Raw genomic sequence first — 25,292 nt, 5'->3', positions numbered from 1 at the left:
GGCGTGAAAATCGATAGCTGTTTGCGGATTTGTTTTCCTTCCGCGGCAATCGCGGCAATTCTGTTGACAAGCTCTTCGGCTTGGCCGCAAAACTTGCCGTCGTTTAACGGCGCCACGGGATACGGCGGCGTTTTCGCCCCGACCACAGCCGACCCGATGCCCGCTGGCGGCTGGCTATCCAACGCCACCGTGTATCACGTGACCACCACGGCCGATACGCTCGACGCCAGTGGCAAGCCGCTGCAGGGCACTTTGCGCGGCGCGTTTTACGATTACAGCGGTTCGGGTGAGCCGAAAGAGCAAATATCGAACGAAGTCGTGGTGTTCGACGTGGGGGGTGTTTTTAATCTCACCAACGGCGAACTGGCCATCAAACAAGTCAACAATATCTATATTGCCGGACAAACCGCGCCCAGCCCCGTGATTGTGTACGGCGATACTACAGAGATCACGCACAGCACGGGCTCGACCAAACAGAACAACAACGTGATTTTGCGGTACATGACCTTTCGCCGCGGATCGGCCACTATCGGGAACGACGATTCGCTGGATTTTGCCGGCGGTGGCGATTCCGCCCAGACCGACCCCAGCCTGGTGTCGACCAACATGATTGTCGATCACGTATCGACCTCCTGGTCTACCGACGAAGATCTGTCGCTGGACGACGGCAATACCGACGTCACGGTCCAATACTCCATCATGGCCGATTCACTCCGCAGCGACCACGCTTACGGTTCGTTGGTTCGGGCCCGCATCAATTCCAACGTCACCTACTCCAACAATTTGTATGCGAATAATCTAAGCCGCAATCCTCGGCCCGGCAGCTACAACAATCAGACCATGAATTTCGATTTCCGGAACAATGTGATTTATAACTGGGCGAATCGAGCCGGCTACACCGGCGGCGCCAGTGATTCCGGCGACCCCACCGAAAACGTGAACATGAACTATGTAGGCAATTACTTGGTCGCCGGACCTTCCACTCCGACGGGCAGCACATCCAGCACCGCCTTTACGCTCGACACTAGCGGTAACGACCCGGTGAACTTGCACGTGTATCAGAGCAACAATGCCATCGACAGCGACCACGGCACGAATCCCGGCGGTGTGCCCAATGGCAGCGACACCGGCTGGGCTATGTTCGCGCAAACCAACGGCACCACAACGACGGCCTTTCCAGCGGCATCGCAGTGGACCAGTCCGATTGGCACAGGCAGTAATACGGGTGCGCCGGCTAACACCGTTGCTGCCCCAAGCATGGCCACGATGACGGCGGCGAACGCTTACAACCAACTGATCCTGAAAAACGGCACCGGCTATGTCGGAAACTTTTGGTGGTCGCGCGATCCCATCGACAGCCGCATCATTAACAACGTGATTAACGGCACCAATCCACCGCAAGGCGTAGCCGCGGCTGCACCGGACCCCACGGAGTTAAGCAATTTGCTCGCCACCCCGACGACTACCCGGCCCGCTGGCTGGGATACCGACGGCGACGGCATGCCCGACATTTGGGAAAAATCGATGGGGCTGAATCCCAATTCCGCCGCCGACGCCACGCAGGATGTCAACGGTTCAGGCTATGTGAATTTGCAGCAGTATCTCGACGAAATCGGCGCTTTTGCCGCCCCAGGGGTGATTACCTTCACCGGGTCCAGCGGCGGAAACTATGCCAGCATCTTGAATTGGCACGTCGCCAGCACGGATTCGTCGGGTGTCAACTGGCAACCGACGCGGCTCGATGCCGCGCAAATTAACAGCGGAATCGTGGTGTCGAATCAGGTGGGCATGCACGCCGGAGTGCTCACGATTGCTAATGGCGCCAGCGACACCGCCCAATTGAATGTTTCCGGCGGCTGGCTGCAGGTGGACAATCAATTGAATATCGGCGGAACCGACACATCGCACGCCACGCTGAACTTAAGCGCCGGCGATTTGACCGCGCCCATTTTGAGCAAAGGCGCCGCCAGCACGTTCAACTTCACCGGCGGCACGCTGCACGCAGGTATCGTCACGTTCAATTTGTTGAATCAAGGTGGCACGCTGGCGCCGGGTTACCGCACCAACGCCGTGACCATTGTGAACGCCACGCCCGTGGCATTAAGTTCCATCGGCGCGACGCACGTCATGGGCAATCTCACACTGCAAAGCGGATCAGTTCAGATCGAAATGGCTTCCGCCTCCAGCTATGACCAGGTGGCAGTGGACGGCTTATTGAGTTTCGGCGGCGCGTTGCAAGTTTCGTTGCTGGGCGGTTACGTGCCGACGGCAGACACGAAGTTCAACATTTTGGATTGGGGCAGCAGCACCGGAAAATTTGCGTCCCTTTCGCTGCCGGCGCTCGGCGGCTCGCTGGTCTGGAGTACGACGCAGTTATACACGTCCGGCGCGCTGGTCGTGGCCAGCCTGAACGCGCTGCCCGGCGATTTCAGCCGCGATCATCACGTTGACGCCTCCGATGTTCTGGCGATGGAAGCGGCGTTGGCCAATCCCGCTGCGTTCCAAGCGGCCAACAGCAGTCTCTCTCCCGCCGATTTGCTGGCGATCGAAGACGTCAACGGCGACGGCAAATTCACCAATGCCGATTTACAAACCCTGGAGAACGATTTGCACTCTGGCGGCGGTTCCATCGACATCGTGCCCGAGCCAGGCTCGCTCGAGCTGCTCGCACTGGCCGCGGTCACGGTAATGCTGGCGCGATGTCGCCGCTTGGCGCCTGTCGGGGCACTTTGAACCGTTTGGTGCGAGATTTCCTAATCGCTGCGAAAGTACATTACGCGCGAAAATTCAATTGTCCCACCACCAGTTGAGGCAAAAACTTGACATCGACGGCGAGGTTTTTGTAGATTATTCGACAGGGGCGCAATCGCAGAGGAGGGCTCCGATGAACCGCATCTTTTCGCTCTGCTGCGTCACTTCGATCGCTTTGGTTAGTGCGGTTGCTGTTCATCAAGCTGCCGCGCAGGATTCATCCGATCAGTCGGCGGGCGGACAAAGCATTGTCGCGAATCCGCCAATCTTTTTGCGCGATTACCGGTTCATTCCCATCGACACCACCGTTCACGTCACAGGCGGCCCGCAGAATTACAATTTGAACTTGACTATCGTCGGCGGTTTCGGTCTGGAAACCGGATACTTGGCCGAGCCCACGCCGGTGGCTTCCTCGACTAGCTCATCGGGGCTGGAGCCGTTTGCCAAGTTCGTCAATGTGCATGGTATTCTGGTCAACCCCATCAGCGCATCGCCGGTACCGGTCACTACGGTCAGCACCACGCCGCTGCCGACGCCAGGCTGGGATTTGGACAAAACGTTAAACCTAAGCGGCCTCACCGGCACGTTCACCCCCGGCGATCCGAACGATTTGTTTTTCTTGGGCGCCGATGGCCAAGGAGTGGCCGAGCGATATGAAGCCACGCTGAGCGACGGCTGGCTGCACCTGACCGGCGGCACGACCGATCCGCCGTCGACGAACGCCGTTTTATACCAAGTGAACGCTTGGGCCCATCTGCTGCCGTTTCCCGATTTTAACGCAGACGGCGTCATTTCTGCCGCCGACGTTGTTGAAATGGAGCAAGCCTTGGCAAACCCCCAGGCCTTCGAAGCCCAAAACGATTTGACGAGCGACGATTTACTTGCCTTGGGCGATGTCAATGGCGACGGCAAATTCAACGGCGCCGATCTGCAAGCGCTGCTGGCCATACTCAAAACCGGCGGTGGTTCCGCCGCTGCTCCCATCCCCGAGCCGGCCGGTTTCACTCTTTTCGTGCTGGCCGTTTCAGGATGGTGTATAATCCGCAGGCGGGTCTGATTTTGGCAACCCAGACAGTTCGCACATTGCAGCAATAACAGCGCAACCTGATATTAAGTCGTCTACCATGGGCCGGGGGGATGGAAAGTGGCAAATATGCTGCGGCGAATAATTCTGGCCTGCGTGCTCCTCGCCGCTTTAGCCTTCCAGGCTCGTGCTGCCTTAGTCGACAGTTATACGTTCGACGATCCCGCGCCGGGCGATCCTTTTACCGAAACCGATCAGGGTTCCAACGCGGTCAACATTTGGATGTTCTATGGTGGTCTGCAACGAGTTAGCCAAGATGCCTTTCCCGGCGGCGGCAATGCCCTGCAAGCCGGCGCCGTTTCGACTCCTCCCGGTCCGCTGAGTCCCCACGCAACATCCCCCGGCAACGACGACATGAAGGCTGGCGTTTCGTTCGCCAGTTCCAGTGTTTCTCCACTCATCGGTACCAAGCAAGTAACAGGCATTACCATCATGGGTTGGTTCAAGCCCACGCAGCCCATCACCGGAACCACTTCGCTCATGGCTTTGCTCCGCGGAGATTCCGGCGCGGACGATACGCCTCACGATGGCCGGGCACTCATGGAAATTGAAAACGTCAGCGGCACCTACCGCATCACAGGCATCGGGCGGCGGCTCGACAGCGACGGCCAGCGACTGACTTACTCCAACCTCGGCATCGATAACACTTCCAATAGCCAAACCAGCGCGCTGCCGTTGAATACGTGGACCTATTTGGCGGCCGTGTTCAACTACGATACCGGCTCCATCACCCTGTATCGCAACGGCGCCGTGCTCAGTTCCACCGCGCCCACCGGCGATTCCTGGCAGCTAACCTCGGGAACCGATCGGACGTCCAACACCGCCTCGTTGGGCATCAAAATTGGCGGACAAATTAACGACGACACCACGCCTTTTACCGGCTTCATTGACGAAGTCCAAATTTACAACGAAGCCTTGTCCGCCACGGGGTCAAACAGCATTCAAAGCATTTATCTGTCCCAAGTGCCGGAACCCAGTACCCTGGTGCTGGCCGCGTGGGGAGGCGCTATTTGCTTGCTGAAAGCCAGGAGATTGTTTTCGTCCCGGTTAAGGACTCCGTTTTCTGTTGCGGCCGAAAGAGTGCGACCATCCCACGCCGAGCATTCCTAGTCCTAGCAGTGCCCATGTTGCCGGCTCCGGCACGGCCACCAATTCGCGAATCATGCCGTCGCTTTTGCTGATGATATAGATTTCGCCATCGTCCCCTTCGATCAAGCGAATATCGGCCCGGCCGCCGCCGTATGCAACGCCGTAAGGATCGTTGCCGGCCGTGACTAAGCTGCTGTCGGCCCCCGGCAACACATCTCCGTCCAGCACACCGTCATTTCGCAAATCGAACGTGGTGTGTACCAAATCGAACAGGCGAATCGGCGCGCCGTTTTGCACGATGTTCAATTCGTGAATGTCCGACATCGGTACCGGCGTATTGGTGCTTTCGTACGCCAACATCGTGGCGTAATCGACGTAAAACAGCCGGGCCGAAGTAATGTCGCCAAATACATATTTTCCGTCGAGCTGCGGAATGCCCGTCCCGCGATACACAAATCCGCTGGAAATTGCGTCGCCATCTTCGTGGCTGTATTGCACGACCGGATACGTGGGAACAATGCTGCCCACGACATTGCCGGGACTAATAGTAATCGGCAGCGTGGCCGGCAACGGTGCGTTGGTGACTTGATTGGTTGTGCTGCTGAGTACCTGATTGCCTTCGATGGTCGAGTAGCCGTAATTTTGCCCCTTGGTGACAAAATTCACTTCTTCGTACGAATTCAAGCCAATGTTGTCGACAATCAATTGGTTGCTTTGTGGGTCCCAACTCAGCCGATGCGGGTTGCGGAATCCGTAGGCCCAAATCTCGCCCTTAGCTCCCGCGGCAATGTCTGCCGGCGTATTAAACGGATTGTCGCTGGGAATGCTGTATGGCCCGCTGGGGTCCGATACCGCATTCGGTTGAATCCGCAACACCTTGCCCAAATAGTTGTTCAACATCTGATCCTGGGCGCGTGTCGTTGTGTTCAGGCTTTCCCCCGCCGCCCCGTCGCCGCTGGCGATGTACATCATCCGATAATCCGCGTCGCCGGGCTTGGCATTCGGATCGAAAATAATGTCGCCCAGCGGATGAATGTTGGAACTGTAAGTTACCCGCAGCATTTCGCGATGGGTCAGTTCAGAAACATCCGCCGGGTTGCCAAAGTCCGCCGGGTTGGTAATCTGCCATTCGTCTAGCACGCCCTGCGAAAAACTGGTTTGGCCCCCCTGTGTTTCCGTGTGCGTGGTGTAAAACTCGCCGTAGCCCGGCTGCGATGGATCGCCGTCGAAATTCGGATCGAATTGAATTGTCACCAATCCGGCGGCCAGGCCCGGATTATTATCGAAATGTGGAAAAATGCTGGCGAAGTTAAAAAACGTCGTGAATTGCCGCGTGGTCTTGTTGAGCGTGTACAAATTCCCGTTCAAATCGTTCACGACATATTCATTGGGATCGGCCGGATCCGATCGCATAAAATTGATCCGTGCCACTTGGGCAGCGGTCCGATCAGTCAGCGATGTGGCCGTGTCCGGAGCCGTGGCGTAATCTTCTATGCCCACGGTAATTTGACCGGGCGCATACCGATCGGTAATTTGCGGCGCGGTGGGATACTGGGCCCAAAGAGAATTGCAACACACACCGGCGTATGTCCAAATAGCGCCCATCATTAATGGGATCACTCGCTGACGCCGACACACCGGCCGCCAGTTCCACTCCATCCGCGCCTCCTTGAAATTGGAAAGAGTCCAATTTCAGCCTGTTCCGAATGTTTCCGTAAACATGCGCCGCCGCATGTTGCCTATGCCGCTCCATGATAGGCGAAACCCCGGCAAACGCAAGAAGAAATTGGCGTGCGCCGGGCGAAAGGCATTGGCCGGGCGACTATTCATACATAGCCCGACTGTGTCAGTCGGGCATTGCCGGCCGTTACCGCTTAATGTCCGGCTCGGCTTGGCGAAATACCTGCCGCACTTGGGGTGGTCAGCGCAGCAACGGGCGCTGCCGCGGCAGTGCCATTTGCAACTGCAGCTCCGGGCACGGGAATCGCTGTCGTCACCGCCGCCGGCAGTTTGATGGTGAAGGCCGTTCCTTTGCCCACGCTGCTATCCACCCGAATCCGCCCGTGATGCGCTTCAATAATGTCCCGGCACATCGAAAGCCCCAACCCGGTGCCACCTTTGCCGCTGGCATCCGGACCGGCTTTGGTCGAAAAAAACGGATCGAAAATCCGCCGCAACACTTCCGGCGTCATGCCGCAACCACTATCGCGGACTGCCAGTTCCACCATGTTTGCCGCCGCGTCGTAACTCAAGCGGATCACAATCCCGCCCCCGTTAGGCATCGCCTGCCGCGCGTTGATCAGCAAATTCAACAGCACTTGCTGAATTTGGTTGCCGTTGGCCATGGCCGCGGGAGCCTGCTCAATTTGCGTCTCCACGCGAATGCGGTATTTGTTCATCTCTCGCTCCAGCAGCAGGAGCGAATCCGCAATCACCCGGGTTAAATCGGTCGGTTCTAATCCGCTCGCGCGATTGCGGGCAAAGCTCAATATGCCGTTTGTAATTTTGGCCGCCCGGTTGGCGGCGGCGAGAATTTTGTCCAGCGCCTTGTCGCGCGTGGCCGTATCTTTGTGCCGCAGCCCCATTTTGGCGTAATTCAAAATCGTCATCAGCACGTTGTTGAATTCGTGCGTGGTGGTGCCGACCAACTCGCCCAGCGCCGTCAGCTTTTGCGCTTGCGCTAACTGCTGCTTCAATAGCGCAATGTGTTGCTCCGGGGTCGGCTGATTGTCCTGAGGTGATAGCGTCATCACGTTCTCCGCCAAGGTACATTTTTCGCGACCGGCAAGGTCGTATCGGGATGCCCGCCCCGCCTGAATTACGCCCTCTGGCTGGCCGGCGCATTTTCGACGCAACTTCCTGCCTTAGATTGAGTTGCGACGTGACCGGCATACACATTCAATGGTATCGTCGGACTCGCCTGGGCAACTGTAATGCAAGCCGCTACAATCCGCGGCCCGCTGCAAGGGAATAACCACGCGCGGCCGTCGATTTTTCTATCCGCTTGCGGTTTAGCATAAAACACGGAGACCCCCATGCTCACCGTCGAACTGCTGGAAGAAGCGCTGGAACTCGCCCGTCGGGCAGGCTACAAGGTGCGGCAAGAATGGCTTGAGGGCTGCGCCGGCGGCGCGTGTGTCCTGCGTGGACAAAAGTGGCTGTTTTTAGATCCCACACTTTCGCCCGCCGAGCAACTGCACGAAGTGCTCAACGCCCTGTGGGCCGATCCCGACGTAGCCTCCATCGACCTGGGACCCGAACTCAGCGAAATCGTCCCCCAGCGCAAAGCCGCATAACGTCTCGGCGCGATTCATAAAGCCGCGACCGTTGGTCGCGCCAGCGCCACAAAAAAATCATCCAAAGTGATTCAGCGCGACTGGCGGTTACGGCTTTATGTACGATACAGCCGCCGCGTCTCAATGTACTTTTCTACCGCCCGAGGCGTGCGATAACGAATGCTCAATCCGGCCGCCATCCGCCGCCGCAAATCGGAACCGCTCAGATCGATCGTTGGCATTTCCACACGGTGCTGCCGGGCAATTTCCAGCCGCGCGGGCGACATCAGGCGTGAGAGGACCGAATCGTCAGGCTCCGGCGAACCGGCCCGGCGAACGACGACGGGAACAGCCAGCGTGCAAATTCGCTCCGGCTGCCGCCAGTTGGGCAAATCGGCCAACGAGTCGGCCCCCATCAGAAAGAACAACTCGCGCTCAGGCTGCTCATCGTGCAATTGCTGCAGCGTGTCGACGGTGTAGCTGACTCCGCCCCGATCAATTTCGCCGGTGTACACGTTGAAGGCCTCGTGCCCGCCGATGCCCAGCTTCAACATTTCAATCCGCTCCGTCGCCGCCGTCAGCGTATGATTTTGCTTATGCGGCGGAATCGCCGCCGGCACAAACCACACGGCATTTAGCCGGCACTGCTCGCGGCAACACTCGGCCAACAACAAATGGCCATAATGCACCGGATCGAAGCTCCCGCCAAATAAGCCTAAACGCATGGTTTTAGCAGTGGTCAGTGGCCAAGAGCAGTGATCAGTGGCCAGTTGTCAGTGAAGACGCCTTTCCCGACCATTCTTATCCAGCAGACATTTGCCGGGCAAGTGACGCTCCCGCAAAAAATTCCGAGCGTCTTTATCCTACCCCTCTGCTACAATGCGGTGCATGAAACTGCCAAGATACAGCCTGCCGCTACAGATTGCAGTCGGCGTCCTCTTCGTCGTCGCAGTTTGGTGGTACCGATGCCAACACAGCTGGATTCGCCAGCGACATGCTTTCCTGTACACTCCTGGCCTTACATTCTCAGGCCCCGCCGATCCTGTTAAGCCGTTTCCTTGGTCACTTAGGATATTCGGTGAACCGCCAATGATGATGATGAGCGTTCCACAGTCACAAATGGAACGTGCAAAAAGCTTGTTTCCAGAAACGGTAATAAACCCGATTCCCGATCCTTAGCGCGGCTCGTTAGGCTTTTTGTGCAGGCCTTTACCTTTTTGTGGCAACTTGGGCTTTTGTGCAAAGCCTTCTCGATACTGTACCGATGGACAGTTATCGCCCCGGCGTATCTAATGTAGTTATAGCGTGCTCCGTCCCGATAGCGGTTGGCCTTCAATCTCCGCTCTCTACAACTGACTACTGACCACCGACCACTGCTCTCCGACCACTGTCCACTGCTCTTCTATGCCCCACCAACAGCCACTGTTCGAACTCGAGCCTGCGCCGTGGGAACTCGATGCGGCCCACGAGCAGTTGGTGGCCACGGTGGTGTTTCCCGGCGGTGTAGAAAAGACATTTGATTACGCCGTGCCCGACGCTTTGCGTGGCCAGCTCGAAGTTGGCCGCCGAGTGCGGGCACCGTTTGGCCGCGCTAATCGAACGCTTACCGGCTACTGCGTGCAGTTGGAAACTAAACGCGATGTCGGCCGGCGATTGAAGCCGCTGAGCGAAGTGATCGATCAGCGCACGCTGCTGCCCGCCACCATGCTGCGACTCACGCAGTGGATGGCCGAGCATTATTTGTGTTCCTGGGCCGAAGCGCTGGAAGCGGTGTTGCCGGCCGGCGTGCGCAGCCAGGCGGGCACACGCAGAATCACGATGTTGTCGCTGGCGCCGGATGCTAAAGAAAAACTCCCGGAAGCGAAGCTCTCGAAAAAGCAATTCGAAATCGTCCGTTACGTCGCGGCCAGCCCGCATCCCTTGGAGCCCCGTCAACTGGCACAGACGCTCAAATGTACCCAAGCGCCAATTACTGCCCTCCGCCGTAAAGGCATTCTGAAAGCCACCACGCAGCGGATCAGTGCCGAATCGCAGCGCGAGCCGCCCGCCGTCCGCCAGCCGCCTTTGAAACTCAATGTCGATCAGCAAGCCGCCCTGCAAGCCATTTTGACTCCGCTCCGCCAGCCGCAGCACGAAACCATCCTCATCCACGGCGTCACCGGCAGCGGCAAGACTGAAGTTTACATTCAGGCCATTCAAGAAGTCGTCAGCTACGGTCGGCAGGCAATTGTGCTGGTGCCGGAAATCAGCCTCACGCCGCAAACCTGCCAGCGGTTTCGTTCCCGCTTCGACAGCGTCGCCGTGTTGCACAGCCATTTGCGTGATGCCCAGCGCCACTGGCACTGGGAACGCATTGCCCGGGGCGAAGTGCAAGTGGTTGTCGGGGCCCGCAGCGCCGTGTTTGCCCCCGTGCCGCATTTGGGATTGATCATCCTCGACGAAGAGCACGAAAGCACCTTCAAGCAAGATAGCGCGCCCCGATACCATGCGCGCGACGTGGCTTTGTGGCGGGCGCGCGAAGAACACGTGCCGCTGGTGTTGGCTTCCGCCACGCCTTCGCTGGAAAGTTGGCATCGAGCAGCGGAGGGGGAGTTTCGGCTGGTCGAAATGCCGCGCCGCGTGTTCAATCGCCCATTGCCGGCCGTGGGCACCATCGATTTGTGCAACGAGTTTCACAGCCGGCACTCCCGCGGCGCCGTTTCGCGGCAAATGCACCAAGCCATCGAAGCGGCCCTGCGCGAAGGCGGTCAGGTCATTCTGCTGCTCAATCGCCGCGGCTTTGCCACACACATTCAATGCCCGGCCTGTGGCCACGTAGTCCGCTGCCCCCAGTGCGATTTGCCGCTGACGCATCATCGCAGCGAAGACATGGCCCTGTGTCATTACTGCGATTATCACGAAAACGTGCCGACCGAGTGCCCGGAATGCCACGCGCACGGCATCCACTTCCGCGGCGTCGGTACGCAAAAGTTGGAAGCGGAAATTCGCGCCCGCTTTCCCGAGGCCACCGTGCTGCGGATGGATACCGACGCCATGAAAGCGCCGGGCAGCCACGACCGGGCCCTCACGGCATTCCGCGAAGGCAAAGTGAAAATTTTGCTGGGCACACAAATGATCGCCAAGGGGCTGGATTTTCCAAACGTCACACTGGTCGGTGTGATCAATGCCGACACGGCGCTGCACTTGCCCGATTTCCGCGCCGCCGAGCGCACGTTTCAACTGGTCACGCAAGTGGCCGGCCGCACAGGCCGGGGCGAAAAAGGGGGCCGAGTGCTGGTGCAAACTTTCAGTCCCGACCATCCGGCCATTCGCGCCGCGGTAATGCACGATTTCCGCGCCTTCGCCGGCCAGGAATTGCCGCTCCGCGCCGCTCACGGTTATCCGCCCACGACAACCATGATTCGCCTGGTGATCCGCGGCGCCTCGCACGATCAAACCAAGGCGTTCGCACAACATTTCAGCGAACGCTTGCGCGAGACCATTCTCCGCATTGGCCCCGATTCGGAAATCCGATTGCTGGGCCCCGCCGCGGCCCCGTTCGCCAAATTGCGCGGGCAGCATCGTTTTCATTTGCAAATGCAAGGGGTCGATGGCGATAAGTTGCGAGCGGTCATCCGTCAGGCGACCGACGGATTGGAAATTCCCGAGCACATGCAATGGATCGCCGATGTCGACCCGCTCGACATGTTGTAATACGTGGCGAACGTTTAGCCCCAGCGGCCACGCCGTAATTATGCCGGGCAACTCACGCCGGGCAGCGTGGGATTGCTCTAGTTCTGCGTTCGCCGCGGCCGTAAAATAAAAGTCGTATTAAAAACCCTCTCGCCCCTAATCCCTCGCCCCTTTTCATGTCTTACCGCGGCGTCAAACGTGTCCTGGGCGAAACTCGGCTGGAGCTAAAATGCCTGGCGCTGTTTGCGGTCTGCCTTCTGACGCTCATCGGCGGCAGCTTCTGGTGGTACGGAAGCCGAACGGAAGGCATCGTAATAAGCAAAGCTCGCAACACGGGGCGTGACTCCGTTCATGCGGCTATTTTGCAAGAACATTGGAAAGCTTTTGATGAAGAGAAATTTAGAGAATTGGATGCCAGTATTGGCCGAAACTCACAAACACAAACTTATTCCTATAGTTTTATTTCGCCTTTCCCAACCGTAGCGAAATGGCAACCACGTGACGAATACGATGCTTCGGTCCTAGAGCAGTTTCCAACCACAATCCCGCTGGAAGCCAATACAACGGATAAAAGCCATTCCAATTCGGACTTACAGGAAGCGGAAATTTCCCCTTTGGAACGACTGCTCCCTGATGAAAAAGGCGAATATCTTTACCAGTATTATCAGCCCGTTTATTCGACTGCTCGCACCTGCACGGATTGCCACGACCAATCGGCAAAAATGATTAGCTTGGGCCTGCAAGCCACTCCGATGCGGGAGGGTGATCTGATTGCGGTGACCAAAATAGAAATGCCGGATGCCACACAAAAGGCACTGAACGAAAACCGCGCCATTTTCCTTGCGACCGCTGTTTTCACCGTCTTTCTGGCGATGTGTGCGGCCTACGCCATTGTCCGCTACGTCATCGTCAAGCCGCTCAAGCACCTCCGCGACATCAGCGACGAAATTGCCCGCGGCAACATGGAAGCCCGGGCGGAAATTCACACCGCCGACGAATTCGAAGAGTTGGGGATGGCCTTCAACAAAATGGTGCGGCATTTGGTCAGCACCCAGGAGGAAATCAAGCACGCCAATGCGGCCCTGGATGTGAAAGTCGACGAATTGGCGCAAACCAACATGCGGTTGTACGAAATGAACCGCTTAAAAAGCGATTTTCTGGCAACCATGAGCCACGAACTGCGGACCCCGCTAAACAGCATTATCGGATTTTCCGAAGTGCTCGATTCCATCAAATCGCTCGACGATAAACAGCGGCGCTACGTGCAGAACATTCAAAAATCGGGCCGCGTCCTGCTCGACATGATCAACGATATTTTGGACTTGGCGAAAATTGAAAGCGGGAAAATGGAAATTCGCCTGTCTGATTTCCGCATCGACAACGTCGTCCAGGCGCAGTGCGATTTCTTCCGTCCACAAACCGAACGCAAAAACATCGATTTGGAAATCGACGTCGAGCCCGGCCTTTCGGAATTGTTTCAAGACCAGGCTAAAGTGCAGCAAATCCTCAGTAATTTGCTCTCCAACGCCATCAAGTTCACGCCCGAGGGGGGCCGCATTACTGTCCGCGCCAGGCACGATCCGGAAAGCGGCGATTTGCTGTTGATTGTATCCGACACCGGCGTCGGCATTGCCGAAGAAGACCAGGTTGTGATTTTCGAAAAATTCCGCCAGGGCACCGCTGTCATGGCGCAGGGAGATGCCATTACCCGCGAACACTCCGGCACGGGCTTAGGCTTGTCGATTGTGAAAGAGCTCTGCAAATTGTTGGGGGGCGAAGTGACGCTGGAAAGCCAAATCGGCCGCGGCAGCACCTTCACCGTGCGCTTGCCCTTCACCTGTGCCGGACAGCCGCAGTTGGACGCCAGCGTAAAAGACAATCTGGAAGAAATGCTGCGCCCCCAACGCCACGAAATGCAGCGTACCCTGGAGCGAGTCGTCACAGCGGCGCCAGGCGCGGAGCAATAATGGGGAAAATGACGAATGTCGAATGTCTAAGTGTCCGATCACCATATACGAGATAAATCTTTCGACATTCGTGCTTCGTCATTCAATCGTCATTCGTCATTTCATTTATCTACGGTAATTTTGCCGCACATGCCCAGCGTCTCCCCGCCACTGCCCACCGTGCATTTGTTTACCGATGGGGCTTGCAGCGGTAACCCCGGACCCGGTGGTTGGGCCTTTGTCTTGCGCCATCCTGAATCCGGCAAGGAATTGGAGCATGCCGGCGCCGAACTGCTGACGACGAACAATCGCATGGAGTTGCTGGCTGTGATCCGGGGCTTGGAAGCGCTGAAAAAACGCTCCCAGGTGGAGTTATTTACCGATAGCGAATACGTCCGCCAGGGCTTGTCGCTGTGGATGCCCAAGTGGAAAGCCAACGGTTGGAAACGGAAAGATTCCCGAGGCAAAATAGGCGAAGTCAAAAATCTGGAATTGTGGCAGCGATTGGACGAACTGACCGGCCAACATCAATTGAATTTTCATCGCGTGGCCGGTCACAGCGGGCATCCGGAAAACGATCGCTGCGACGAATTGGCCGTGGCCGCCTATCAAAAGTTTTTGAGCCAGCGCTAGGCCACGATGGTTGCGCGGCCTGGGACCGCGGGTCCTTCTGTGCGGATTATGCAGCGATTACCGGCAACACGCGTAACTTCTCTGCGCTGCGCACGTTTGGCCGCACTTTGCGGTCGAACCACATCGCCGCACAGGCGTAAAAATTTGACAACAAGCTGTTTATAAGGCAGAGTTCAAACGTCCCTACTTATCACCGCAATTGTCTCGGGTTGCCTCTCTTATCCAGGCCCGATTCGATTGTCAGAATTTCCATTTCCGAATCTTCGCTGAATTTACCAGTCGATACGCCGCCGGTCTTGTCGGCGCCAACACCTTGAGAGCCTTCTTCTATGAGCCACCTTACCAACTTAAATCTGTTTCACACCGCTGATGCGCGGGCACAAAGTCGCACTCGCAGTCAGAGCCGACCGTTTGACGCCGCCAGCCATGCACGGAGCGGAATCATTACGGTGCTCGCCGCCTTTTTAATGGTCATGATGCTGGGCATGGTGGCTTTTGCCGTCGACGTGGGCTACATGATGGTCACGCAAACGCAATTGCAGGCCGCCGCCGATAGTGCCGCCATGGCCGCGGCCGCGAATATGTCGAGCACGCAATCGACCATGACCGCCGCAGCCCAACAGTACGCCGCTTATCACAAGGCGGCGGGCGCGCCGGTCAGCCTGGCTTCGTCGGACGTGCTGTACGGCACATGGAACAGCACCGCGCGCACGTTTACATCCAGCGGCACCACCAGCAATGCCGTGAAAGTGACGGTCCGGCGAGATAACAGCACCGGCGCCAACGGAACGTTTTTTGGCCGCATCTTTGGACTCACCTCGTTCAACATTCCGGTGTCGGCTATCGCCATCGGCAATCCTCGCGACATTTGCTTTGTGGTCGACTTGTCCGGGTCCATGAATGACGACACGGTCACCGGCTATGGCAGCAGCGCCTCCTACCGCAGTTCCGGATACACCAGCGACTACCAGACGATGATGCAGCAGGTGTTCACAGACTTTAATTTTGGAACCTATCCCGGCACCACACAAAAGCCAGGGTCGCCATTGGGCTCCAGCGTCTCGTGGAGCGGTTCGGGCTCTAACGGGTTGTATTCCAAGAGCGGACCGTTGTCGAAGAGCTCCATTTCAACGACCTATCGCATTACCAGCAGCGACTCGACAAGTTCGGCGCAAACCAAGGCATACAAATGGATGATCGACAATCAAGTTGCCTCGATCATGCCCAATGCCAAGCCGACGCCGCTCAGCAGTAACAGCGCCAGTTATAATTATTGGCAATCGTATTTGTCGTACATCACCGCCAACAGCAGCTACGTTGTCGGATATCGTTCCTATGTCTCGTGGTTGATGGACGAAGGAGGCCGTGATCAAACCGTCGATAGTAACGGTGATTACGGCGAGCTATCGACCAAGAGTCCCAATTGCCCCTACCACAGCGAAACCGTCGGCAGCTCCAGCTTTTCATTTCCGCCTCGCGAATATCCAACCCATTCGGAACGCCGCTCCGTCATCGCCGGTATCCAGGAGGTGCAAAAATTTAACAGCCAGATTACCGATCCTAATCAAATGGATTGGGTCTCGATTGTTACCTTCGACAAGGTCGGTGGTGTGAGGACGCTTGTCCCGTTGACCAGTACATACACCACGGCCATGACCAGCGCCGCTTCTATGCAAGCCGTGGGCGAAAACGGCGCTAGCACCGATACGGAAGAGGGTTTGGTCACCGCTTACAATCTGATCAAACCCGCCAGTCAAGGCGGCACCGGCCGCGAAAACACCCAGAAAGTGGTCATCCTGCTGACCGACGGTGTGGCCAACTTGAAAGACAGCAGCAATTCAACGGTTGCCGCATACGAAGCGGCCAACCCAAATACGTACAACGGCTCTTCCAACTATTATGGCGACTCCAGCGACTACCCCAGCGACGCCGCCTTGATGACCGCTGCCGCCATGCAAGCGGGCGTGCCCGACAGCAGCATGACCTCCGGCAACAGCTCGCCCATGCTGGTGTATGCCCTGGCCCTGGGGTTAGCCGCCGATTATGACTTCATGGATCGTATGGCCCGCATCGGCGGGACTGCCGACAGCAACGGCCAGGCCCCTCGCACCGACGGCGATCCGAACGACTATGAAACGCAGATGACCGCCCTGTTGGACAACATCATTGACAATCCGGAAGTCCATCTGGTGCAGTGACACGCGTAGCGCGACATCGTCACGGAGTCGGATCAACGGCTCCGTGGCGAGAATCGCGCGTTTGCTCAGAAAGCGGCGCGGCGGAAACAGCGGTCTGGCTTACTGCAGCGACAGTTCCTGCGTGTTTTCGTCGTAGGCCAACAGATTGCCGAACCGAGCCCAGCGGACGAAGGTTTGAAACATTTTCTCGTGGTTTTCCTGCGGCAACCGTAGAATGATGGTTTCCTCCACGAAATCTTGATCTACCTTGTGCTCAGGCTGCCGCCCGATGGCTTCATAAATTTCCCGGAACAGTCGCAGCTTTAACAACTGTTCGCGCCAGAGGACTTGCCGCTGTTCGGCCGTTCCGTTGAGGAATTTGCGCCCCACGACATCCAGCACAACCATCCGCTTGGGCGTATCGACAAACTCCAACATCTCGGCGGCACGCACGGTTTTGATGATGTCGCCAAATTCGCGATTCGTATCCGCGGCAATCCGGAACAATTCTTCGCTGCCGCCACGGGCATCCAAGTATTCCAACAACCCGACGATTTCGCTCGAAGTGGTTTCCGGCAGCGGCTCCATCGGGGGCAATCCGGAGCGCGACATCACGGGCGGCTGGTCGGGCAGTTCCTTTCCTGTGATCACTTCGTGCAGTTGATCGACCAAAGCGTTGAATTCGTACGAGCGGTAATTTCGCGGCCGGGGCAAGCGGTTTTCCACAATCGTCCGTAGACGGCCCGGGTTGGCTCCCAGCACGACGATTCGATCGGCCATGTACACCACCTCTTTGATGTCGTGGCTGACCATTAAAATGGAGGACGGATTTTTGTCCAGCGCCGCCCAAATGTCGACGATTTCCGCCCGCAAGCTTTCCGCCGTCAGGGCATCGACATGGCTGAACGGCTCGTCCATGAACAACATTTCCGGATCGACCGACAACGCCCGCGCCATGCCGACGCGCTGCTTCATGCCGCCGGAAAGTTCGCGCGGGTAAGCTTCCTCAAAGCCCGCCAGACCAACCATGCGAATTACCCGTTCGGCCTTGGTTTTCGCTTCGTCGGGCGGCACATTGGCGGCGGCCAGCACCACTTCAATGTTTTGCGTCACCGTCAACCACGGATACAGCGCAAAACTTTGAAACACGATTGCGGCACCGGGATTGAGCCCGGCCAGCGGCTGACCGTGATACAACACCTCACCATGCGTCGGTCGAATCAATCCCGCCAAAATCCGCAAAATGGTCGATTTTCCGCAGCCCGAAGGACCCAAAAGAGCCACAATTTCGTTGGGTTGAATCGCCAGGGTGATATTATCTAGCACCAGCAGCGGTTGACCGTTGGGGAGCGTGAACGTGTGCGAAATGCCCCGCGCCTCGCACAGCACGGTGGCCACTTCGTCGACAACCGTGGTGGAACCCATCGAACTCATGTTATCTGCTCACTTCTTCATGCTCGTTGCCTGTCCATCACCCTAGCGTCGCTATTTGCTTAACGAGTACCGCCGCTCCGCCAATTCATACAACCTTCGCCACACCGTCCGGTTAAAAATCACCACGACAATGGCCATTACCAATACGCTGGCCGCGAGCATGGGAAAATCTCGATCGGTGGTAACGCGGCTAATTTGATCTCCCAAACCGCCCGCTTCCAAAATCTGCTCCCTAAATTTTACAAATTCCGCCACGATGCTGGCGTTCCATGCGCCGCCGGCCGCCGTCACCCAACCTGTCACCAGGTACGGGAACACCGCCGGCAGGTAGAGGGTTCGAAAGCGTTGCCAGCGGTCAAATCGGTAACCGCGCGCCGCTTCTCGCAAATCGGCCGGCACGGCCATCGCACCGGCAATGACATTGAACAGAATATACCATTGCGTGCCCAATAACATCAGCAAAATACAGCCCCAATTCAGCGAGACGCGCGCCACTTGCAGTCCGGCAATCACCAATGGAAACAACATCGGCGCCGGGAACGAAGCCGCTACCTGCACAATCGGCTGGAAAATCCGCGACAATTTCGGCGACAGGCCAATCGCCAAACCGGCTGGCAACGCCCACAGCGTCCCCACCGCCGTGGAAACCAACACGCGGGTCAAAGTCAGCATCGCCGCCAAAAACGTTTCGCCCCATTGGTTCAGCGGCACTTGGCGCAACAGGCTGATCAATTTCCATCCGCCGAATGCCAACAGCAACAACAACGACACCAACGCTAACAGCGAAATTGCCGTGCCCCAAATTTGGGGCGCAGTCGATTCCTTCAGCGGCCGCTCAATGTGGACCGGGACCTGCGGCGGCCGATGCTCGCGCCGAAACATCCCCCCGAACAGCTTCTTGCAAACCGAAATTACTTGCGAGCGCCGCAGCCAGTTCAAAAACCAGGAAGTCATCATCGGCTGCTCGCCCCCTTCTTCCACCCGAAATTTTTGCGACCAAACCACGACCGGCCGCCACAGCAACTGGTCCAGCATCACAATCATCAAAAGCATGGCGAGCAAAGCCCACAGCATTGCGCCCACCTGATTGGCGTCCATTGCCGCTTGCATGTAAGAGCCCAAGCCGGGCCGGCGGAAATCATCGTCTTTCAATTGGAAGTTTTCGCAAATCATCAAAAAAAACCAACCGCCCGCCATGCTCATCATGCTGTTCCACACCAATCCCATGGTCGAGAACGGCAACTCCACCCACTTCAGCCGTTGCCACCAGGTGAAGCGATACGCCGTGGCCGCATCTTGCTGATCTTGCGGAACGCTCCGCAGGGAGTGGTAATAACTGAATGTCATGTTCCACGCCTGGCCGGTGAAAATCATCAACACCACCGCCAATTCCAACCCCACGTTGTTGTTGGGAAAGGCCGCATTCAGCGCTAACAACAGCCCCGGCAAAAATCCCAACACCGGAATGCTTTGCAAAATATCCAACAGCGGAATCAACACTCGCCGCGCCCGGGCATCCTTCGCCGCCCAGTACCCATACAGCAGCGTGAACGTGAGCGAAATGACATACGCCAGCAATCCCCGGGCCAGCGAAATCAGCGTATAGCCCGGCAGCGCCCACGGTGAAAGATTGATTTGGACAGTCGCCCGGTGCGGCGCGGTCCATTCGCTGGCCAGGTCGATAATGGCATAAAACACTCCGCCCAGTGCGACCACAACCAGCAAATCGACCCAGCTAAACCGCTGCGAGCCGCGCAGAATGTCCCGCGCGCCTCCCCAAGCCCGTCGCCAAATATCTTGTGGTTCCGGCATGGCAGCGGTCCTGAATATCGTGGTATGCGTTGTGAAGATCGGCGAGGGCGTTTTTGTCAGGCCGCTGCCGCATGTTGGCAGGCCGTGAAAGCGGCCTAATATACGCCAATCCTGATTCTAGGGGCAGGCCTGAACGACACCCGGTCGCCCAGTGTGCGGGCCACGCTCGTTCGGCGGGCTGTTACTTGTCTGAACAACACTCGTCTTGACGATGATTTGCATAGCGCAGTATCTTGTATAGCTCTTCCCCTTCATTCCGAGAGATTCGGTCCATGACTCCATTGAACCACGGGCCCAATGGAAGCTCACCCAAACCGCTAGGCCACGTCGTGGTCATCGGCGGCGGTCCGGCCGGATCGACGGCCGCCACGCTGCTGGCTCAACACGGTTGCCAGGTTACTCTCTTGGAACGCGAACGCTTCCCGCGGTTTCACATTGGCGAATCGCTCATCCCGGAAACTTTTTGGGTGCTGAAGCGCCTGGGCATGATCGAAAAGCTGCGTTCCAGCCACTTCACCAAAAAATACAGCGTCCAGTTCATCACACAGTACGGCAAACTTTCCGAGCCGTTTTATTTTTGGGACAACAAACCCCACGAGTCGTCGCAAACCTGGCAAGTCCGCCGCAGCGAGTTCGACCAGCTCATGCTGGAAAATGCCCGCGAGCATGGCGTCGACGTGCAACAAGGTGTCCGCGTGCTGGAAGTAGTGTTCGAAAACAATCGCGCCGTCGGCGTCCGCGCCCAATTTGAAGATGGCGCACAGGCAGAAAATGGCGGCGTCTCTTCTCCCCCCTCGCCCCTTGCGGGAGAGGGGCCGGGGGTGAGGGGTATCAGCCAAACGCGCGAACTGCACGCTGACGTCATCGTCGATGCCAGCGGTCAAAGCTCCGTCATCATGAGCCGCCTGGGCTTGCGCGAGTGGGATCCAGTCCTCAAAAAAGGGGCCGTGTGGACTTATTGGAAAGGAGCCGCACGCGCCGCAGACAAAGACGCCGGCGCCACGCTCGTCATCCAAGTTCAAGGCAAGCACGGTTGGTTCTGGTACATTCCGCTGCACGACGACATCACCAGTGTCGGCGTGGTCGCGGCCTACGATTACCTCTTCAAAAACCGGCCCGGGAAAAGTCACGAGGAAATTTATTTCGAGGAAGTCTCTCGTTGCCCGGGCCTGCAGCCGCTGCTGGCCGGCGCCACCCGCTGCGACGAATTCCGCGCTGCCAAAGAGTATTCGTACCGTTCCCGCCAAGCCGCCGGCGATGGCTGGGTGCTCTGCGGCGATGCGTTTGGATTTCTCGATCCGCTTTATTCTTCCGGCGTGCTGCTGGCGCTAAAATCGGCCTCGCTGGCCGCCGACGCCATTGCCGAAGGCCTGGCTAAAGGCGACACTTCCGCCGCGCAGCTTGGCAAGTGGGAATCCGATTTCAACCGCGGCATGGACCGCATGCGCCGCCTGGTGTGCGAATTTTACGATGGCTTCAGCTTCGGCCGCTTCGTGAAGCGCCATCCACATCTCAAAGGCCATCTAACCGACTTGCTGATCGGCGACCTCTTCGTCGACGGCAAATTCGAAGAAGTCTTCCGCCTGATGGACGAAATGAAAGCCGAAATGGCCACCGCCGAGTGAATCGTCCGCGCGCCCCATTAGCCCCGGGCTTTGCCCGGGGGTGAAGTGCCGGTTGATATTGGTTGACGGATAGCGCTGCAACCCCCGGGCAAAGCCCAGGGCTAACACCGAACAACCGTGATGTTGGATGATCCGATAGCGCGACGGGTGCCACTACCGTCCTGGCACAAACACCACCACAACGCCGAAGGCGTTTTACAACAAAGCCCAGAGTTGTCCGACAACCCTGGGTAACGTGACGGCCCACGAAACCCACCGACCAATCAATTCCGATGAACCCTGAAAGGGTTCTACAACCGTCGGTCCGACTTCTGCAAACCAAACCGACGAACATTCCGGCAAGTGCAACCCCTTCAGGGTTGTGGCCGACGCGACTATTCCAAGGGGTTTGTCGTTGACCATCACCTCATCACCCAGGGTGGCGCTGCGCTGACCCTGAGCTGTAATGTGCAACGCCTTCGGCGTGTTTTGGCGTAAGGTGCCATGAGAAAGCACCCCTACTGCCTACTCTAGGAAGGGCTGTTGCTTTCACAGGTTTTTATCGGCGCTGCGAATGCTGCAAGTCTTGCGAGGTGTGGAATGATAAGTTAACCGAAATGTGTTGCTTTCCGTTGCACAACACCGTAAACTCGATCTTGGCGATAGCAAGCGCTTTCTGGAGGGAGGGTTCAGTGAAGAGAGGTTCCGCGACGTCAGTTATCTTACGCGCTGTTGCCATGTCGGCGGGGGCGATTTGGTTGCCAACGGCAATGGGCCAGGTTTCGACGAGCGTCACCATCAAGGTCGCCACGCCAATTCTTTACGCGCAGAATGCTGCCACCGCGACGATGCCGGCCACGGGACTTGGCCTGGGTACGTCCGTGTATGCAAATCAATGGGGAAATTCTGCGCTGCCGGGATTGATCGCCGGATCGGGAACGCAAATGCTGAGGTATCCGGGCGGGAGCTACTCCGACATTTACAATTGGTCGTTGGGAACGGCCAACGACGGTGGCTATGCGGCCTCAAATTCAAACATCGGTAATTATTTCAAAGTTCTGGACGGGTCGGGAACGCAGGGGATAATCACAGTGAACTATGGTTCGAATACGACGAACACCATGGGCGCGCCGCCGCAGGAGGCCGCCGCTGAAGTCGCCTATGCGGATTCCAGCGCCAGCATCTATGGCACTGCCAGCGATGTAACGCTCGGTAGCGATGCAGCAGGAGTGAATTGGCAGACGGCAGGATTCTGGGCGAAACTTCGGGCATCGACGCCAGCCCAATACCAAACATGGGCCACCGCTGCCGGGGATTACAATCCCGCGTACTCATTTCTCGCCATCAATCATCCAGCGCCGGAAAACATAAACTATTGGGAGATTGGCAACGAGATCGGCGGCAATGGATACAGCGGCGTTCAGTGGGAATACGACCTGCATGCCCCCTATAACAATGGAAATACGAATGACAATACCGGCCGCAAAGGGAATCCTCTGCTTTCGCCGACGGCCTACGCGCAGAACCTCAATCAATTCGCGACATTGATGAAGCAAGTTGATCCGAACATCAAAATTGGAGCCGGATTTAACGCCGCGCCGAATGATGCCGGTGACAAGGCGATCCTTCAGACCGCGGGGAACAACATCGATTTCGGAATTATACATTGGTATCCGGGCGGCACGCTGCCGGGTACCGTTACCACCGGCTCGGGTTCGCTACCGACAGAAATCAACAATCTTCGAACGAGCGTTCAGAACAACACCACCAAGGGTTACAACGGAATCCAGGTCACCGTAACGGAATTCGCGTATTCGGCCAGCAACGCCACGCCCATCCAAAACTCGCTTTTTGCAGCCGATGCTTATGCGACTGGCTTTGAAAATGGCGTTGTCAACATGGATTTCCAGGAGATGAGCTCCGGGCAGTATCTTGGAGACGGACCGCTGAAACAGGGAGAGGTTTATTACGCGATGCAGATGGTTCACGACTATGCGGGCGCCGGCGGCACGTTTGTTGCGACCTCTTACAGCGACTCGTCCATCCGTATTCACGCCGAAAAACGCGCCGATGGCAGTCTGGCGTTGCTGCTGATCAATGATGGCTCGGCGACTAACAATTCACAGGATCGCAATCTGACGATCTCCCTGACCGGCGGGTCGAAATACTTGAGCAGTGGTGAACTTTATCTCTTTGGCGCCAACAATATCGGCTCCACTGACACGCCGCCGTCGCTGCAGACGCTGACCAATTTGGGTTCTACGTTTTCGGTGACGGTCCCGCAGTCGTCGATGGAAGTGGTTATCCTGGAGCCGGTTTTAGCGGGCGATTTCAATCGCGATGGCCATGTCGACGCCGCCGATATATTGCCGATGATGGCGGCGCTGGCAAATCCAGCCGCCTTCCAAGCGGCCCACACTGGCTTATCGAACGCCGACTTGATGGCGATTGAAGATGTCAACGGCGACACTAAATTCAATAATGCCGATCTACAGTACCTGCTCAACAAGTTCAAATTGGGCGGCGGTCAAACCGACTCTGTTCCCGAACCCAGCACCTTGGTGCTGGCCGTCGTGGCATTCGGCATGTGGTGGTGGCGCTGCAGATATTACTTGGGCCAAAAGCAACGACGCTTGGCTGCTGTTGCTGTGCCAACAACTCGATAGTTCTCGATTCTTGCAATAATCCGCCCTTTTAGAAACTCCGGGTGGTCATTCAAAACCGGCTGCCCACTCGTCGGACTTGTGGCCGTGTGGTTCCTGCAACGGTTACGATATTGCTGCAACACTGAAAGGAATAGCCGCACGGGTGCCACTGCTGGCTTGTCCAGCAGTGCGGATTTCTGTGTTGGCGTCCAATGACAACCGAGACTGCAAGCGGTTTCAGCTTGCAGTTGAAAGCTTCTGTAATCTTTGATTGTCATTTAGATCGTAGGACAATTTGGCTATTCCACTGTTGGGCAAGCCAGCAGTGGCACCCGGCGTCCTAAGCGAATTACCTGAGGCCAGAATACTCCAGCAGCAAAGCCCCAGGAGGGGCTGGATTGGCTCACGCTTGACGCAGGTCGTACTTGCCACCCGCTGCCGCCGAAGGTAATCTGGCGGGGACGTCGGCCTGGGCGGGCAAGCCATTTCCAGCCGCACGTTCGATTTGTCCAGGAGTCGGCGTATGAAGTTTATCGAAATGCGGGGCGCCCAGTTGATGCACCTGCTGGGGCCCGACGAAATCAAGCCGGACGATTTGCGCAAAGCCGGACTGACCGACAAATGTCTGGTGCGCGTCAACTTGCAGGGCGATATTGAAGTCCGCCGCCGCGATCGCTGGGATGTCATCGGCGGCCTGCTGGGCGATTACGAACATCGCATCAAGCTGGAAACCGGACTCGATTGGGCATAGCAACCCGCCCGTCGATTGCAAAGCTTGACGATTGCGCGCCGCTTTCTGCAAATGCTGGCGCGTGAAAGTGGCAAACTTAATCCGCCGGCGAGTTTGTAAAGGTGTATCGGATTCGCTAATAGCGACCCTCGCCCCCCCAAAAAAACGCAAAATCCCGCGTATTACGCCGCAGCCCGGTTTGTGCGCGCGGGCCGGGCATGGTAAGCTGTGGCAGCGCGTAATCTTAGCCGGCAGACGTCATGACGACACCTGCCTTCCTACTGTTCGGCCGGCACTAGGGATTCCTCGAAAGCTGATGGGGTCGGTTGCAACGGCCGCTTTGGATTCCGCGATTGGGAAAGATTCGGCGACTTGGCAGTCGCAGCCCCTCTGGGACTGTTTGATGTCACCAAGTAGTGTAGGTCCCGGGAGAGCTGTTC

The 25,292-nt window shown here is 57.3% G+C and carries 16 protein-coding genes; 11 read left to right on the top strand and 5 right to left on the bottom strand.

What is annotated here, in order from left to right:
* Positions 1-3 precede the first annotated feature (3 nt).
* The 3 genes from VMJ32_13970 (at position 4) to VMJ32_13960 (ending at position 4,945) form a co-directional block, all read left to right on the top strand.
* A complete protein-coding gene (locus VMJ32_13970) occupies positions 4-2,733 on the top strand; it encodes a dockerin type I domain-containing protein (protein HTQ40128.1) in 2,730 nt (909 codons plus the stop codon).
* Between the two features lie 151 nt (positions 2,734-2,884).
* Positions 2,885-3,808: a dockerin type I repeat-containing protein gene (locus VMJ32_13965; GenBank protein HTQ40127.1), complete on the top strand. Its 924-nt coding sequence runs from the start codon at positions 2,885-2,887 to the stop codon at positions 3,806-3,808.
* Positions 3,809-3,904: 96 nt separating this feature from the next.
* Positions 3,905-4,945, top strand: coding sequence for a LamG domain-containing protein (locus VMJ32_13960; GenBank protein ID HTQ40126.1), 1,041 nt, complete (start codon positions 3,905-3,907; stop codon positions 4,943-4,945).
* Here the strand turns inward: VMJ32_13960 and VMJ32_13955 are convergent.
* Positions 4,883-6,502, bottom strand: coding sequence for a PQQ-dependent sugar dehydrogenase (locus VMJ32_13955; protein ID HTQ40125.1), 1,620 nt, complete (start codon positions 6,500-6,502; stop codon positions 4,883-4,885). The genes VMJ32_13960 and VMJ32_13955 overlap by 63 nt on opposite strands.
* 296 nt (positions 6,503-6,798) lie before the next feature.
* Complete coding sequence (locus VMJ32_13950; GenBank protein HTQ40124.1) at positions 6,799-7,674, bottom strand: ATP-binding protein; 876 nt, start codon at positions 7,672-7,674, stop codon at positions 6,799-6,801.
* Positions 7,675-7,959: 285 nt separating this feature from the next.
* Between VMJ32_13950 and VMJ32_13945 the strand changes: the two genes are divergently transcribed.
* On the top strand, positions 7,960-8,220 hold the full coding sequence (locus VMJ32_13945) for a hypothetical protein (GenBank protein HTQ40123.1): 261 nt from the start codon (positions 7,960-7,962) through the stop codon (positions 8,218-8,220).
* A gap of 95 nt (positions 8,221-8,315) precedes the next feature.
* Here the strand turns inward: VMJ32_13945 and nadD are convergent, their stop codons facing one another.
* Positions 8,316-8,924, bottom strand: a complete 609-nt coding sequence (nadD, locus tag VMJ32_13940; protein ID HTQ40122.1) for a nicotinate-nucleotide adenylyltransferase — start codon at positions 8,922-8,924, stop codon at positions 8,316-8,318.
* 679 nt (positions 8,925-9,603) lie between these two features.
* Between nadD and priA the strand changes: the two genes are divergently transcribed.
* From priA to VMJ32_13920, 4 genes are all read left to right on the top strand, one after another.
* Positions 9,604-11,892 carry a primosomal protein N' gene (gene priA, locus VMJ32_13935; protein HTQ40121.1) on the top strand — a complete coding sequence of 763 codons (2,289 nt, stop codon included), beginning with the start codon at positions 9,604-9,606 and terminating at the stop codon, positions 11,890-11,892.
* A gap of 155 nt (positions 11,893-12,047) precedes the next feature.
* Complete coding sequence (locus tag VMJ32_13930; protein ID HTQ40120.1) at positions 12,048-13,838, top strand: HAMP domain-containing sensor histidine kinase; 1,791 nt, start codon at positions 12,048-12,050, stop codon at positions 13,836-13,838.
* A 129-nt stretch (positions 13,839-13,967) separates the two neighbouring features.
* Positions 13,968-14,450 carry a ribonuclease HI gene (gene rnhA, locus VMJ32_13925; protein HTQ40119.1) on the top strand — a complete coding sequence of 161 codons (483 nt, stop codon included), beginning with the start codon at positions 13,968-13,970 and terminating at the stop codon, positions 14,448-14,450.
* 329 nt (positions 14,451-14,779) lie between these two features.
* Positions 14,780-16,648 carry a TadG family pilus assembly protein gene (locus tag VMJ32_13920; protein ID HTQ40118.1) on the top strand — a complete coding sequence of 623 codons (1,869 nt, stop codon included), beginning with the start codon at positions 14,780-14,782 and terminating at the stop codon, positions 16,646-16,648.
* Positions 16,649-16,747: 99 nt separating this feature from the next.
* On the opposite strand, the gene VMJ32_13915 is transcribed toward VMJ32_13920, so the two are convergent.
* Together VMJ32_13915 and VMJ32_13910 are read right to left on the bottom strand one after the other, a co-directional pair.
* Positions 16,748-18,061, bottom strand: coding sequence for a nitrate/sulfonate/bicarbonate ABC transporter ATP-binding protein (locus tag VMJ32_13915; GenBank protein HTQ40117.1), 1,314 nt, complete (start codon positions 18,059-18,061; stop codon positions 16,748-16,750).
* A gap of 51 nt (positions 18,062-18,112) precedes the next feature.
* The gene (locus VMJ32_13910) at positions 18,113-19,873 is read right to left on the bottom strand and encodes an ABC transporter permease subunit (GenBank protein HTQ40116.1); all 1,761 of its coding nucleotides are present in this window, start codon (positions 19,871-19,873) and stop codon (positions 18,113-18,115) included.
* A gap of 272 nt (positions 19,874-20,145) precedes the next feature.
* Here VMJ32_13910 and VMJ32_13905 point away from each other — a divergent pair, with 272 nt between their 5' ends.
* The 3 genes from VMJ32_13905 to VMJ32_13895 all read left to right on the top strand — a co-directional run bounded on the left by VMJ32_13905 (position 20,146) and on the right by VMJ32_13895 (position 24,873).
* Positions 20,146-21,498, top strand: coding sequence for an NAD(P)/FAD-dependent oxidoreductase (locus VMJ32_13905; protein HTQ40115.1), 1,353 nt, complete (start codon positions 20,146-20,148; stop codon positions 21,496-21,498).
* Positions 21,499-22,598: 1,100 nt separating this feature from the next.
* On the top strand, positions 22,599-24,143 hold the full coding sequence (locus VMJ32_13900; protein HTQ40114.1) for a dockerin type I domain-containing protein: 1,545 nt from the start codon (positions 22,599-22,601) through the stop codon (positions 24,141-24,143).
* A 502-nt stretch (positions 24,144-24,645) separates the two neighbouring features.
* Positions 24,646-24,873, top strand: a complete 228-nt coding sequence (locus VMJ32_13895; GenBank protein HTQ40113.1) for a hypothetical protein — start codon at positions 24,646-24,648, stop codon at positions 24,871-24,873.
* Positions 24,874-25,292: the final 419 nt, after the last annotated feature.

This window comes from Pirellulales bacterium, assembly GCA_035499655.1.
In the GTDB taxonomy this organism is placed as follows: Bacteria; Planctomycetota; Planctomycetia; order Pirellulales; family JADZDJ01; genus DATJYL01.
This window is presented reverse-complemented; position numbering and strand designations above follow the sequence as displayed.